Source organism: Sphingopyxis sp. Root154 (assembly GCF_001427105.1).
Lineage (GTDB): Bacteria > Pseudomonadota > Alphaproteobacteria > Sphingomonadales > Sphingomonadaceae > Sphingopyxis.
The window spans coordinates 336846-351613 of record NZ_LMGI01000004.1; the positions used below are offsets into that span (position 1 = coordinate 336846).

Here is a 14768-nt window from a genome sequence, read left to right on the forward strand (position 1 = left end):
CTTCAGTGTCCCATATCCGCCGCCGACGCCTTCGGCCCGCCCGGCTTCGGCGGCCGTAGCAGCAGCACCAGCGGCACCGAGGCCAGCGTCACCCACATCATCGCCCAAAAATCGTCGATATAGGCGACCATCGCCGCCTGCCGGTTGATCTCGGCATTGATCATCGCCATCGCCGTGTCGCCCGCGATGCCGAAGCGGTCGGCGGTCGACGGGTCGAGCAGGCTGACCGAGCTGTTGGTGACATGCGCCGCCAGATCCGCGTGGCTCCGCTGGATGTTCGAAGCGAGCAGGGTGGTGACGATCGAGATGCCGACCGATGCGCCGAGGCTGCGGAACAGGTTGAGCAGGCTCGACCCGTCGGTGCGATACTGTGGCTGGATCGTCGCGAACGCCATGGTGTTCAGTGGAATGAAGATCAGCCCCATGCCGAGGCCCTGCACCAGCCCGCTGATGATCACGGGCTGCATCCCCATCGCGAGCGACCAGTGGCTCATCTGCCATAACGAATAGGCCGCGGTGAGGAGCCCGGTGCCGACCAGCCAGCGCGCGTCGATCTTGCCGAGCAATTGTCCCGCGACCCACATGCTCGCGAGGATACCGACACCGCGCAGCGCGAGCGCGACGCCGGTATCGATTACCGGCCAGCCGAACAGATTCTGCAGCATCGGCGGCAGCAGCGCCATCGACGCGAACATCACGACGCCGATCACGACCATGAACCCCATCGCGGTGACTAGGTTGCGGTCGGCGAGCATCAGGCGGCTGAACAAGGGCGCGCGCGCCGTGAACATATGGACGACGAACATCCACAGGCACGAGACGGCGACGCCCAGCTCGATCCAGATTTCGATGCTGTCGAACCAGTCCTGATGCGCGCCGCGGTCGAGCATCAGCTGCAATGCGGCAAGCCCCAGCGCGAGCATCGAAAAACCGAACAGGTCGAACCGCCGCGTGACGTTTCGCGTCTTGGGCAGCAGCGCCCACATCATCGCGAGCGTGATCAGCCCGACGGGCAGGTTGACGTAAAAGACCCAGCGCCAGTTGGCGCTTTCGGTCAGCCAGCCGCCCAATATCGGGCCGAGGATCGGCCCGATCATGATCCCCATGCCCCAGATCGACATGGCGCGCGCGTGGCGTTCGGGCGGGTTGATGTCGAGCATCACCGATTGCGAGAGCGGGCCGATAAAGGCGGCGCTGACGCCTTGCAGGAATCGGAAAGCGACCATCTGCTCAAGCGTCTGCGCGGCGCCGCACGCCATCGAGGCGACGATGAATCCGACAACTGCTGCCATAAACAATTCGCGCCGCCCGATCCGGTCGGCGAGCCAGCCGGTAATCGGCATCGCCACCGCCGATGCGAGGATGTAGCTCGTCAGCACCCACGTCACCGTCTCGCTCGTCGCGCCAAGCGCCGATTGCATGTGGGGGATGGCCACGTTGGCGATCGTCGTGTCGAGGATCTGCATAATCGACGCGCCCATGACGGCCACCGTCAGCAGCCCGCGATACCGCACGCGTTCGTGCAGCGGGATGCTGTCGTCGTCGGGAAGCGCCGCGGCGGAAGGCCGGCGGGGAAGGGCGTTGCTCGCCACGGGACCTACTTCGTAAGCACCCGGACGTCGGCCGACAGCCCCGCGATCATGTCGCGCGCTGGTTTTTCGTCGAAGGCGATGCGCACCGGTACGCGCTGCGTCACCTTCACCCAGTTGCCGGTGGCATTTTGCGCGGGCAACACCGAAAACTCGCTACCTGTCCCCGCGCCGATCGTCAGCACATGGCCGCGCACCTTTACGCCAGGATAGGCGTCGAAGCTGATTTCGGCGCGCTGGCCGACGCGCATGTCGGCGAGGTCGGTTTCCTTGAAATTGGCCTCGACCCATGGATGTGCGGTGTCGACCAGCGTGACCGCGGGCAGCCCCGCGACCATCATCTGGCCGACCTGCAGCCGGTCCGACTGCGCGATACGGCCGGCGCTTGGCGCGCGAACCGTCGTGCGGCCCATGTTCACCTGTGCCTGCGAACGCTGGACGCGCGCCGCCTCGACCTGCGGGTTGATCCCGCTCGACGGGCCAGCGGCCAGCTTGGTGCGCGCTTCGGCGGCGGCGGCTTCGGTCTGGCGCACGCGTTCGCGCGCCTGCGCGACGGCGTGGCGCGCCGCGTCATAGGCGGCCTTGGTGGTAAAGCCTTTCTCCATCAACGCCGCCTGACGCTGGAAAGTGACTTCGGCGAATTTGACGTCCTCGCGCGCCGCGGCAATGTCGACGCTCGACGTGTTCGCGCTCGCCGACAGATTGCCGACCTCGACCTCGGCGGCGTCGATCGCCGCAGTCGCCTGCGCGACGGTCAGCGCATAGGGCTCGCCGTCGATGCGGAAGAGAAGCTGGCCCTTCGCCACCTGCTGCCCGTCGCGAACCGCGACCTCGGTAATCCGCCCGCCGACTTCGGCGGCGACCGACACCTTGTCCATCTGCACATAGGCGTTGTCGGTCGACACCGACCCGCCGCTCGTCAGCCACCAGCCGGCACCGCCTGCGATCAGAGCCAAGGGCAGGCCGAACATCAGGAGGCGCGTGCGCCAGTTCGCCTTGGACGCGGTCTCGGTTTCGAGTGCCGGGCCAGGCAAGGGGTCGGCCTTCGGCGCCGCCTTGGGCGGGGTGGCGTTTTCGGCCTTCGGGCGGGTGCGGGAGAGCTGGTCCATCAAATCGTCTCTTTTTCTTTTTGGCATATGCGGCGTGACAAATTGGCGCGGACGCGTTCGACGAGGTCGATCAGCTGGTCGACTTCGGCAGCGCTCAACCCTTCAGTCGCTTCGGCGGTCAGCGCGTCAGCGGTGGCGCGCATCCCGCCCAGCACCTCGTCAGCGCGCGGCGTCAGATAGAGCTGCCAGGCGCGGCGGTCGGCGGGGTCGGCGCGGCGTTCGACCAGCTCGGCCTCGACCAGCCGGTCGACCATACGCGACAGGGTGATCGGCTCGACCTCGATCAATTCGGCGAGCGGTCCCTGCCTTATGCCTTCGTGGCGCTTCAGATAGGTGATCAGCCGCCACTGCAGCGCGGTAATGCCGCTGTCGCGCGTGCGCGCGTTGAACGAACGACGAAACAGCCGCGCCGTGTCGTTCAGCAGGAATCCGATCGTTTCACTCATGTCCTACAATATAATAGCAACTGCTATTATATTCAACATCCGGATTTTGCAGCCAGTCTCGAAGCGCGGGGACAAGCTTACCGCGACCGTGAGCCAAGCCTATTCTGACCTGGGCGACGGCTTTCTGCCAATTCCGACGATTAGCGGTCCGGAAGCATTGCCCCCGCTATATGCCGCTCAGTCAAGGATGCCTGCTCGGCCGAGAACGGTCGTTCTACGCGCACCACGTTTCGACCGCGCCATGGAGCGGTGTTTCTACCGGTGCCTGCGATCTATGTCGCCGGCACCGCCGATACGATGCCCCATTTTTCCGGCTTTCGCGACGCCGCAGGGAATGCGCTTTCTCGAGAAGCGGGGTGCTGGTCTATTCGGCGCGCATGGATGAGGTGAATCGATCGCCTCTCAATTTTCTGGGCAACCTGCTCCGATAAGCTGGATTACAGGCGATCGATTGGCAGGGCCTTCTTTAGTGTCGCCGCTTGCGGACGAGGACTTCGCTTTGCTATTCCCTTGGCCGACGGGAAACCGCCCATCGGCGAAGTTGGAGAAGTGTCATGGATATGGCCGGAATTATCGTGTTTGCGATCGCCTTGCTGGTCGCCGCCATTTCTCCCGGGCCCGGGATTGCGGCGATCGTCGCGCGCGTTCTCGGGCGCGGACCCAATGGCGCCGTGGCATTTACCGCCGGCATGACATTCGGCGACGTCATCTGGCTATCCTTCGCCATTGTGGGCCTGGCCGCGCTGGCGCATAATTTTTACGGTGTTTTCGTCGCCATCAAATGGGCGGGCATCGCCTATCTCGTGTATCTCGCCTATCGCTTGTGGACGGCGCCCGTCGCCTCGGGGGACGTCGAACTCGACAGGCGGCCAGAGCATCCGGTGAAGCTGTTTCTCGCCGGGCTGGCGCTCACGCTCAGCAACCCGAAGACGATGATATTCTATCTGGCGCTGCTGCCGACCATCATCGATCTGACGCGCATCTCGCTGCTCGGCTATCTTGAGCTCGTCTCGGTCACCATCGCTGTCCTCGCGCTTGTGTTTGGCTCCTATGTCTATCTGGCGGTTCGCGCCCGGCGGTTGTTCACCAGCCCGCGTGCGATGAAAACCCTGAACAGGGCCAGCGGAACGGCGATGGCGGGCGCGGCGGTGGCCATCGCAACCCGCTGAAGAGGCCGGGGTGAGGGCCTGTTCAAAAGTCCGCCGATAGCTGAAGGCTCATCCGGCGCGAGCTGTTGAGAAAAAAGCTGTTGCTGCCCGAAACGCGCAGCGTCCGTTGGTCGGTGATGTCTTGGAGGTTGAGGCGTGCGGAAACGGGAATATCGCCGATCCGCCACCGGTAACGCACACCCATATCGATGGTGGTGACGGCGGGGACACGAAGCTGGTCGCCGCCAAGCGCAGCATAGCCCTGTGTGCTGGCAATCGTATCGCCGGTGTGCGCCAGCGTCATTTGCAGCGACAGGCCCTCGGCAAACGGCACGGCATAGTCGAGGTCGAGCCGCGCGTTGATCGGGGTCGAAGCGAGCGGGCGCGGGCCCGCTCGGCCGAGCGCGACAGCCTCGCCGATCACCTTCGGATCATAATAGATGAGCCCGCCGATGACGCGCAGACCCTTGACCGGCTGCGCAACGACCGAGAGTTCGACCCCGCGGTTCCGCCGCTCACCCAGCACGCCATAGACGTTCGCCGCGTCGGTCGCGAAATAGGGGCGCGTCGTTTCGAAAAGGCCCGCGACGATCCGCGTCTCGCCGAACGACAGGCGGATGCCGGCGTCCCATTGCCGGGTCCTGGACGCGGGCGGTGCATCGTCGCGATTGGCAGCACTCTGCGGCGGTGGCGCGGTTTCTTCGAGCCCGACACTATGCCCGGCATAGACTGTCAGCCAGTCGAGCGGCCTCAGCGCGAGCGAGACGCTGTAGAGCAACTCGTCGGCCTTGGTCCTGCCCGGCACGCCGTTGCGCGCGACATCCTGGCGGTAATGCGTCGTCTGGATGCCCGCGTTGAGTTCCGCAAAGCGGCGCCAGCGACCGATATAGGACAGGCCGGCCGACCATTGCCGGACCGTATTGCGCGTTGTCGGCTGGAAGACGAAGTCGGGCTCGGGCGCGGGGTTGGGAACGCCGACGCGTGCTGGGCCAAGAACCACCGAAGCGCCGCCGCCCTGCTCGATCGACCGGTCGCGGCCGCGCAGCGACAGCGCCAGCTCATGCGCGAAGCTCATCGTCTTGGGCGACCAGACCAGCCGCGCTTCGCCCGAAGTCCAGCGTCCCGGCAATTCGGGTTCGGAGATGACGACGTTGCGCGCGCTCCCGTCGCGCTGCACGTCGAGGAACAGGTCGATATAGGTGCGATAGCGTGTCGAGCGCGTCTCGAAGGCGCCCGCGCTCAGCCGCCAGTCGGTCGCCAGATCAAAATGGCCGATCGCGCCATAATGATGCGTGCGCTGGAGGCGATCGGTCCAGCTTTGCCCCTCGAAACGCCCGGGCTTGAAATCGGGCGGCAGGAACGGGCCCGGCGTCACCATCAGCGAGCCGCTGGCGCCGCCATATTCGGAGAAGGTGTAGAATGCGGTCAACGACCCGCCGTCGAAGTGGAGTCTGGGGATCAGCGCGGCGGTAAACTCATGCGTGACGCGCCCGTCAGCATATTCGTTGCTCGTATAACCGGCGCCGGCCTCGACGTTGAGCTTGCCCGGCACGATCGGGATTTGCGCGTCGACCTCGACATAGCCGCCGCCATAGTAGGGCCGGCCGGCGACGACGCTCGCGACGAACGCATCGCCCGCCGGCCGCAGACGGTAATCGACAATCCCGGAGGGGGCGGGGAAGGGGTAGCTCAGCGCGGCCAGCCCGACGCGGATGGTCGACCCGGAAACGAGCCGGTTGGTCAGCGCTACGCTCGGCGTGTCGACATATAGTCCCTCGATGCGGCGGTTGCCGGCGGTAATCGGGCTGAACCCGCGAACATTGTCGGTCGCGTAGACGCCGATGCGCTCATCGCCAACGGTGACGCCGAACGCGTCCGACGCGATGGCGACGGCATTTTCGTCGGAGCGCTGCGCCCGCGCCGGCGTCGCTGCGAACGCCAGCAACGAGGCCGCGCAGACGAGATAAATCCGAAAGGGGTGTGATCGCTCGTCGTTCATTGGATTCCCTCACCGCTGATTGGCCGACGCGTCGTCGCATTGGCTTTGTGTCGGGTGAGTTTCGCGCGACGCCGGTCGTGCTCGCCAGTGCGCGCCGTCATGGTCACGACCCATGACAAGCGTCATGTGACAGGCGCACGCAATCGCGTTAAATTGGAACCGCCATGGAACCCACGATCCTCACGACCGATCAGGCCGGGCCGAAGACGACGCTCGTCCGGGTGGGCTGCGCGCTGCTCATCGCGGCGGCGGTTCTGAAGGCGATCTACAGCGGCTTCTTCGAGCAAGAGATGATCGGCGGGACGTCCTATTGGCCCGCCAAGATGACCTTGGGCTTTACGGTGCTCATCGGGGCTTATGTGCTGGCGGCGCGCGTCGAGCCCGGCGGCCACCTGCATTGGGTGCTGCTGGTAATCCAGAGCGCCGCTGCGATGGGCATGATCTGGATCTATCCCAGCTTTATCGTGACCGTCCTGATGGTCGTCATCGCCTGGCAGATCGCTTGGGTGGCGCCGCTGCGCACCGCGCTCATCGCGGTGGGTGCACAGTCGGCGGTGCTTGCGCTGCTGAATTGCGTCCCTTCGCCCGACGCGATGAACTGGCTGGTGCTGGTCACGACCTTCGGTTTCGAATTCTTCGCGGTCAGCGCCGCGCATCTTGCCCGCGGTGAAGCCGCTGCGAAGGCCAGCCTCGCCAGGGCCAACGACGAGCTGCGCGCCACCCACGCCCTCCTGACCGAAAGTGCGCGGATGGCCGAACGGCTGCGCATCTCGCGCGATCTTCACGATGCACTGGGCCACAATCTCACCAGCCTTGCCATCCACCTCGATGTCGCAAGCCGCACGACCGAAGGCGCGGCGGCGAAGCATCTGGGCTATGCGCGCGATCTGGCCGGGGGGTTGCTCGACGAAGTGCGCGCAGCGGTCAACGAGATCCGTATCCAGCCCGTCGATCTTCGTGCGACCTTGCTTTCGCTGACCGAAAGCGTGGTCGGGCTCAAGGTGCGGCTGGTCTTTCCAGACGATCTTTTCGCCCTCGACGCGCCGCGGGCCGACACCATTCTGCGCTGCGTGCAGGAACTGATCACCAACGCGCTCCGTCACGCCGATGCCAAGGAACTGGTGATCGAACTCAGGCAAGCCGACGACGGTGCGCTCGTCATCACCGGCCGCGACGATGGCCGCGGCGGCCCGGCGGCCGAGGGTGCCGGGCTGGGCGGTATGCGCGAGCGCTTCGAACTGCTGGGCGGCAAGCTTTCGATCGCCGCGACGCCCGGCCGCGGCTTCACCGTCAGCGGTCAGATTCCGGCCTTCGGGGCGTTGGCATGATCCGTATATGCCTGGCCGACGACCAGGCGCTGATTCGCAGCGGGCTTCGCGCGCTGCTCGCACTGTTCGAAGGGATCGAGGTCGTCGCCGAAGCCGAGGATGGCGAGGCGGCGATCGATGCCGTCCTTCGGTGCAAGCCCGATGTGCTGCTGCTCGATGTCCGCATGCCCAAGCTGCACGGCGTGCAGGTCGTCCATGCGCTTGCGGCGCGCGGTGCGCTGCCACCAACATTGCTTCTTACCACCTTCGAAGACGACGCCGCGCTGGTCGGCGGCATCCGCGCCGGTGCGCGCGGGTTCCTGCTAAAGGGCGTGACTGCCGAAACGCTGGTCGAGGCGATCCGCGCCGTCGCGGCAGGCGGATCGTTCCTCTATGCGTCGCTTGCGGCTGAACCCGCCCCGTCGGGAGTTCAAGCCGAGTGGCGGCAAGACGTCTTCGAAACGCCCGATCGACTGACCTCGCGCGAGCGCGACGTGCTCAAGCTGCTAACCAGCGGCATCTCCAACCCCCAGATCGCTGCCGCGCTCAATCTGGGCGAAGGCACCGTAAGAAATCACGTTTCCAGCATATTCTCCAAGCTCGGTGTGACCGACCGCACCAAGGCGGTGTTGATTGCGATGCAGAAACAATTGGTGTGATCTGCCAAGGCTAAAAGCGAGGATTGCCAACGGCATGGAACGCCGATACACATCCGAATCATTCCAACGCGAAGAAAGGAGGGCATCGATGAAATTTCCAACCACATGCCCTCTCGGCGGGTTCCCCGCCAACGAGCGCTTCCACCACTAGGTCCTGAAGCCTCCGTGATCCGGCGTTTCGTCCGGATCACCCCCTGAACAGCAACGCATTGGAGACGGCGCGTCCGCGCCGGTTCACGATATGACATCGACACAAGATAATAACCGCGCGGATTCGATCCGCCGCGTCCTCGATTTCACTTTCCGCCACTGGACCGCGCAGCGCGGACGCGCGGCCTTCATCGGCCTGTTCATCACCGCTGCAACGGTCACGGAGATTTTCGTGCCGCTGTTCGCGGGGCGCCTGATCGACGCGCTGGCGGCCGACCAGCGCGACGGCGCGCTCGCGTTGTTCGCGGCGATGGCGGCGCTTGGCCTCGCGATGGTGCTGCTCCGCCATATCGCCTGGGCGGGCATCATTCCCTTCACGCTTCGCATGATGCAGGGTGTGACGCAGAACGCCTTCCATCGCGTCCAGCGCTTGTCGACCGACTGGCACGCCAATGCCTTCGCGGGTTCGACGGTGCGCAAGATTACGCGCGGCATGTGGGCGTTCGACACGCTCAATGACGTGCTTCTGCTTCAATTGCTGCCGTCGGCGGTCGTGCTCGTCGGCACGATGCTTCTCCTCGGCTGGCATTGGCCGGTGCTCGGGCTCGTCATGGGCGTCGGCGCTGCCGCCTATGTGGCGATGACCCTCACGCTCGCCACGCGCTGGGCCTCTCCCGCCGCAACGCTGTCCAACGCATGGGACACCAAGCTCGGCGGCCTCCTGTCGGACGCGGTCGGCTCCAACGCCGTCGTCAAGGCGTTCGGCGCCGAGGATCGCGAGGAGCAGCGCGTCGGCGGACTGCTTGCCAAATGGGCGAAGCGCACGCGGCGTACCTGGATGCGCTATACCTGGTCGGGCAGCGCGCAGATCCTGCTTCTCTGGATCATGCGCGGCGCGATAACCGGGGTGGCTCTATGGCTATGGTGGCACGGGGCTGCGACCCCGGGCGATGTCACCTATGTGCTCACCAGCTACTTCGTCGTCCACGGCTATCTCGTCGACATCGGCTTCCACATTCATCACCTCCAGCGCGCGGTGAACGAGATGGAGGAACTCGTCGACCTCCACGACCAGCCGCTGGGGATCGAGGATCGCGCCGATGCCGCCCCGATCCGCATCAAGGCGGGCGAGGTGCGCGTCGAGGACGTCACCTTTCGCTACGGCGGGCACGAAAAGCCGCTCTACGAGCATCTCGACGTCCTGATCCGGGGCGGCGAGCGGATCGGACTGGTCGGCCATTCGGGATCGGGCAAGACGACGTTCGTCAAGCTCATCCAGCGCCTCTACGACGTGAACGAAGGCCGGGTGACGATCGACGGGCAGGATGTGTCGCACGCGACCCAGCAGTCGCTGCGCGCGCAGATCGCGATCGTCCAGCAGGAGCCGATCCTGTTCCACCGCAGCCTGGCCGACAATATCGCCTACGCTCGCCCCGGGGCGAGCCAGGCCGAGGTCGAGGCGGCGGCGCGGCTTGCCAATGCGCACGATTTTATCGCGCGGCTGCCGCGCGGCTATGCGACGCCCGTCGGCGAACGCGGCGTCAAGCTGTCGGGCGGCGAGCGCCAGCGCGTGGCGCTCGCGCGCGCCTTTCTGGCCGACGCGCCGATCCTCATATTGGACGAGGCGACCTCGAGCCTCGATTCGGAGAGCGAGGCGCTGATCCAGCAGGCGATGGACCGGTTGATGAAGGGCCGCACCGCGATCGTCATCGCGCACCGGCTTTCGACGGTGCGCACGCTCGACCGGATATTGGTGTTCGATCAGGGCCGGGTCGTCGAGGACGGCGATCACGAAACGCTGCTCACGAATGCGGGCGGCCAATATCGCCGTCTGTTCGACCGGCAGTCGGGGAACATCGTCGATGAGGACCCGATGTTCGTCGATGCCTGACCCGACCGGCAGAATGAAACTACCGATCGTCGACCTTTGGTCGATGATCGGTAGCATCTGCACGCCGGATCAAATGCCTGTCTCTGCCGAACCCGCGGGCGCTTCCATAGCGACGAGCATCTGACCAAAGGCGAGGGCCGCCGGGGATGCTGGACCGCCTCGGCGGATCAGCATGAAATCGGCGCCGGGTAAAGCCGGCAGGCCATAGTTGCCATCGAGTACGCGCAGGCCGGGCTCCACGTCGCTGCGTATCAGCACAGCCACGGCGAGCCCCGATCGCACCGCGGCGCGCAGGCCCTGTTCGCTCGGTGAGGTAAAGGCGATGTGCCAGTCGATCGATGTCGCTTCCAGCGCGGCAACGCCCACCAGCCGGTTGATGCAGTTCGGGGGGTGGAAGGCGAGCGGCAGCGACGCACCCTCGGGTAGCAAGAAATTATCGGCCGCAACCCACGCGAAATCCGCCCGTCGCAGCCTGATGCCACCATTTTCGCCCCCGGCCGTGGAGAGTACGACGGCCAGATCCAGTTCCTCCGCCGCGATCATCGTGCTGATATCCAGATAGCTGCTCACATGAACATCGAGCCGCACCGCAGGAAAGGCGCGCGAGAATTGGCAGAGCAGTGCCGGCAATCGCTCGCCCATGAAGGCTTCCGGCGCGCCGAAACGGACGACGCCCGTTACCGGGGAGGGACGGAAGCGTTGCGCGAGCGCATCAAGGCCGGTGAGTATCTGACGCGCGTGCAGCAGGAAGTCTTCGCCGTCATGCGTCAGGGTCAACCGGCGCGTTGTGCGGCGGATCAGCACCCGGCCGACCTGTTCTTCGAGCCGTCGGATCTGGTGGCTCACCGCTGGCTGGGTGATGCTCAACCGCCGGGCGGCGCGTGTGAAACCGCCGGTCTCGCTGACCGCCACAAATGCGCGCAGAAGAGTCGGGTCGATGTCCATGATACTCAACTAATTATTAGTTGTAATAAATTCCAGAAAATAAAATCATTTCCGTTATCATTCGCTTTTCACCAGATAACGCACCAGCCGGGCAGACGGGTCCGGACAGTCGAAAGGTGCCGCCTGTGTCACTTCATTCAGCCCGTAAAGATATGTTGGCTTTGTTCGCGGTGTGCCTTGGCGCACTGATGTTCGGCCTCGAGATCACGAGTGTGCCGGTGATCCTCCCAAGCCTGGAAGAGGTTCTTCACGGCGACTTTCAGGAACTTCAGTGGGTGATGAATGCCTATACGCTCGCCTGCACAACCGTGCTGATGGCGACCGGAACGCTGGCGGATCGCTATGGTCGCAAGCGCGTCTTCCTGATCAGCGTGGGTGCATTTGGCGCCACGTCCGCGCTTTGCGGGCTTGCCGACAGCATGCCTCTCCTCATCGCGGGACGGTCGCTTCAGGGGCTCGCGGGTGGGGCCATGCTGATCTGCTCGATCGCGCTTCTCTCTCACCAGTTTCAGGATGCCCGCGATAGAGGCCGCGCATTCGCGATCTGGGGCGTCGTCTCGGGAATCGGCCTCGGTTTCGGGCCGCTCGTCGGGAGCGCCATTATCGCATTGGCAGGCTGGGAATGGACCTTTCTTGTCCACTTTCCGCTCGCGCTCCTGACCCTGGCAATTGCCGCCGGCACCGTAACCGAATCCCGCGATCCGGAGGCCAAGCGCCTTGACGTGGTTGGAATCGTTACGCTCTCATTGGCGGTATTCGGACTTGTCTATGTCATCACCCAGGCGCGCGCGCTTGGCCTGTCCGGTTCGATTGCGATGGCTGTCCCGACCGCCATTTGCTTCGCCGCCTTCCTGTTCGCCGAGCGGCGGCAAGCGCATCCGATGTTCGATTTCTCCGTCTTTCGGAACCGGAGCTTCTCCGGCGCTATCCTCGGCTGCATCGCAATGAACGTCAGCTATTGGCCATTCATGATATATCTGCCGATTTATCTTCAAATCGGCCTCGGATACGACGCGATCAGCACGGGTCTATGTCTCCTCGCCTACACCTTGCCGGCGCTCATCTTTCCTCCCCTGGGCGAACGCATGTCGCTACGATACGGACCTGGTTTGGTCATCCCGCTCGGCCTCGCCACGATCGGACTCGGCTTTATCGCGATGAAACTCGGGAGCGTCGCAGCACAGCCAGGATGGCTGACGATGCTGCCCGGCCTGTTGCTTGCGGGCATCGGGATAGGCGTCACCAATACTCCGGTGACCAATACCACAACAGCGTCGGTTCCCGCCAGCCGGGCCGGGATGGCGTCGGGCATCGACATGAGCGCGCGACTGATCACGCTGGCCGTGAACATTGCGCTCATGGGGATATTTCTCATTGAAGGGATCGCAGCCACGCTACAACGAGCTGCCCCGCAGGGTGCAGACCTTGCTCAACTGCGTGCTGCGGCGGAAGCGATCGCCTCCGGTCATGCCGAGACGCTCGTGACGGGCCAAGCCGTCGTCGGCAACCTGTCGGAGGCGGCCGTACAGCACGGACTTATCGCCGGTTTTGGCCTCGTGATGGTCTATGGAGGTGTCGGGGCCTGGTTTTTGGCAATATTGAGTTTCGTCCTCTTTCGACCTGTCCGAGGCATGACAAAAACCCCGGCGCAATATGAGTAAAGCGGTTCGCTGAACGTGTGTTGTCGTAGCGGAACAGTAAATAAAAGTCTGCTTCTCCAGACTAGCGCCAGAATGCGGATCGCCCGCAAAACGCCAGCTGGGGGCCATCCATTATCCGGCCTTGAGCGCCGCCTGTAACGGCCGCAGCCACCGCAGATAAACATGCGACCGGTCTTTCTCGTGATGAATGGGCGCCCGAACCTGCTGGGCACTCGGCGTGTAAATGGCTCGCAAATTCTCTTCAGGCCTGAGGCACGAAGGCGAGAAAGAAAGTCGCAGAAAGCCAAGCAGCGCGCGTATCTCCCGCTCTGCATTCGATACAAGCTGCGCGTGATCGAGGCGGTACAAGCTGTCGAGCGTCAAACCCTGCACCATTTCCATCATCCCAAGATAATGCCGATAATATCGACCGAGATCTTCCAGCGTGTTCGGAAAGTCGGTGTGGCGGTTGAAATAGGTCGTGTAGGCCGAAAAGCAGCAGGCCAATGGGGCACGCCGCACGTCGATAATTCGCGCGCCCGGCAGGATCCGCCGAATGAGTGCGACAAGGCGCCAATTGGCCGGCATTTTGTCGGTGAAATAAGGCCGATCGGTGCGGCGGTAGCGCCTCGCTCTCGTCAGATAATCCGTGCCGAGCTGCGCCGCTTCGGCGTGCGTCAATGTCTGCAGGCGGCGGACAAACAGGGCGGGCGAATGGAAGGCACCGATCGAAGCTGCGACTTCGGGCAGTGCGAACAATTCGCCGGCGCCCTCGACTTCCGGATGGCTGGCGAGGATTTGTTCGACGAGCGTGGATCCCGAGCGCGGCATGCCCACGATGAAGATCGCGTTATCCGCGTGCGGGGAAGGATTGGCGGCTGCCGCGAAAAAGGACGGGTCCAACATTCGGTGGGCCTCGGCGAATGCAGCGAGCCCCGCTCCGTCATGGGGAACGAGGGTGTCGCGGAGGGTGTTGGCTTCGGTAAATTTCTCGAACGACCTTTCGAACGCTCCGCGCGCGCCGTGGGCGCGGCCGAGCGCGAACAGCAGCTGGATCTTGTGATAGGGGTCGCGCACGAGGACGAGGGCCTTCTCCATCGCCGCGACATCGGTGTCGCCAAGCATGGCGGGCAAAGTGGCAAGCCCCAGCCATGCGGGACCAAAATCGGGTGCGAGCTCGACCGTCTTGCGAAAGGCGACCGCGGCCTCGTTCACGTCGCCAACGGCGGCGAGGTCGCTGCCGAAATTTGCCCACAAGAGCGGCACGCCCGGAGCGGCAGCGACCAGTGCCCGGTGGAGGTCGAGCGCTTCCGCCGCGCGGCGCTCGCCGGAAAATATCCCGGCCTTTATTGACAGCGGCCAGATCTTCGACGGTTGACGGTCTATCTCGCGGTCGCGATGGGCCAGCGCTTCGTCGACACGGCCGGCGCCGCAGAGAAAGGACGCCAGCGCAGCGTGCGCCTGGGCCGAGTCCGGGCACTCGGCGACCGCCATGCGCAGGGCGCGCTCGTCGGGCGGGGAAGCGGAATCCGCGATCATTGAGGATTGTGGGAGAACATCGTTCGGCGTGTCTACAGGCGGGTTCGCGGGCTGCGCAAGTGGTCGGGCCGTGCGGCCGCCCCGAAAGCGATGTTACCCCGGTATCAGCTTCGCGTATCGACACCGTAACATACCCGCATTTACTCGCGTTCGGTAACCGATTGATAATAACTCCTTCTGTAGTCGACGGCCGTGCCATCTTCCGGTCGCGCCGGGAGATTGCACGGTCTGGTCTTCCGCAAAAGACCCGCTTCAGCGGTGGAAGTTCGGCGGTGGGATAGGGGTGCGGGCGTTCGCATTGCGGGGTCATGCACACCGAAACAAGGGAAGGCGAGGCTCGCTTTTA

11 protein-coding genes are annotated in these 14768 nt (G+C 64.4%); 5 read left to right on the forward strand and 6 right to left on the reverse strand.

The window, feature by feature from the left end:
- Positions 1-2 precede the first annotated feature (2 nt).
- The 3 genes from ASD73_RS21290 to ASD73_RS21300 are packed head-to-tail and all read right to left on the reverse strand — an operon-like array spanning position 3 to position 3144.
- Entirely contained in the window at positions 3-1592 is a 1590-nt protein-coding gene (locus ASD73_RS21290) for an MDR family MFS transporter (RefSeq protein WP_056368050.1), read from the reverse strand.
- Between the two features lie 5 nt (positions 1593-1597).
- A complete protein-coding gene (locus ASD73_RS21295; RefSeq protein ID WP_082521753.1) occupies positions 1598-2698 on the reverse strand; it encodes an HlyD family secretion protein in 1101 nt (366 codons plus the stop codon).
- On the reverse strand, positions 2698-3144 hold the full coding sequence (locus ASD73_RS21300) for a MarR family winged helix-turn-helix transcriptional regulator (RefSeq protein WP_056368053.1): 447 nt from the start codon (positions 3142-3144) through the stop codon (positions 2698-2700). The genes ASD73_RS21295 and ASD73_RS21300 overlap by 1 nt, the downstream gene beginning before the upstream one ends.
- A 554-nt stretch (positions 3145-3698) precedes the next feature.
- Here ASD73_RS21300 and ASD73_RS21305 point away from each other — a divergent pair.
- Positions 3699-4313 carry a LysE family translocator gene (locus ASD73_RS21305; protein WP_056368054.1) on the forward strand — a complete coding sequence of 205 codons (615 nt, stop codon included), beginning with the start codon at positions 3699-3701 and terminating at the stop codon, positions 4311-4313.
- 22 nt (positions 4314-4335) lie between these two features.
- Here the strand turns inward: ASD73_RS21305 and ASD73_RS21310 are convergent, their stop codons facing one another.
- Positions 4336-6291, reverse strand: a complete 1956-nt coding sequence (locus ASD73_RS21310; RefSeq protein ID WP_056368056.1) for a TonB-dependent receptor domain-containing protein — start codon at positions 6289-6291, stop codon at positions 4336-4338.
- Between the two features lie 164 nt (positions 6292-6455).
- Here ASD73_RS21310 and ASD73_RS21315 point away from each other — a divergent pair, with 164 nt between their 5' ends.
- The 3 genes from ASD73_RS21315 to ASD73_RS21325 all read left to right on the forward strand — a co-directional run bounded on the left by ASD73_RS21315 (position 6456) and on the right by ASD73_RS21325 (position 10298).
- Positions 6456-7619: a sensor histidine kinase gene (locus tag ASD73_RS21315; protein WP_056368058.1), complete on the forward strand. Its 1164-nt coding sequence runs from the start codon at positions 6456-6458 to the stop codon at positions 7617-7619.
- On the forward strand, positions 7616-8257 hold the full coding sequence (locus tag ASD73_RS21320) for a response regulator (RefSeq protein ID WP_056368060.1): 642 nt from the start codon (positions 7616-7618) through the stop codon (positions 8255-8257). The genes ASD73_RS21315 and ASD73_RS21320 overlap by 4 nt, the downstream gene beginning before the upstream one ends.
- A gap of 241 nt (positions 8258-8498) precedes the next feature.
- Positions 8499-10298 carry an ABC transporter ATP-binding protein gene (locus tag ASD73_RS21325; RefSeq protein ID WP_056368062.1) on the forward strand — a complete coding sequence of 600 codons (1800 nt, stop codon included), beginning with the start codon at positions 8499-8501 and terminating at the stop codon, positions 10296-10298.
- 69 nt (positions 10299-10367) lie between these two features.
- On the opposite strand, the gene ASD73_RS21330 is transcribed toward ASD73_RS21325, so the two are convergent.
- The gene (locus ASD73_RS21330; protein ID WP_056368064.1) at positions 10368-11243 is read right to left on the reverse strand and encodes a LysR family transcriptional regulator; all 876 of its coding nucleotides are present in this window, start codon (positions 11241-11243) and stop codon (positions 10368-10370) included.
- 152 nt (positions 11244-11395) lie between these two features.
- On the opposite strand from ASD73_RS21330, the gene ASD73_RS21335 reads away from it, so the two are divergent.
- The gene (locus tag ASD73_RS21335) at positions 11396-12904 is read left to right on the forward strand and encodes an MFS transporter (RefSeq protein ID WP_200935000.1); all 1509 of its coding nucleotides are present in this window, start codon (positions 11396-11398) and stop codon (positions 12902-12904) included.
- Positions 12905-13015: 111 nt separating this feature from the next.
- Here ASD73_RS21335 and ASD73_RS21340 read toward each other — a convergent pair whose 3' ends face one another.
- Positions 13016-14422, reverse strand: coding sequence for a tetratricopeptide repeat-containing sulfotransferase family protein (locus ASD73_RS21340; RefSeq protein WP_056368068.1), 1407 nt, complete (start codon positions 14420-14422; stop codon positions 13016-13018).
- Positions 14423-14768 lie beyond the last annotated feature (346 nt).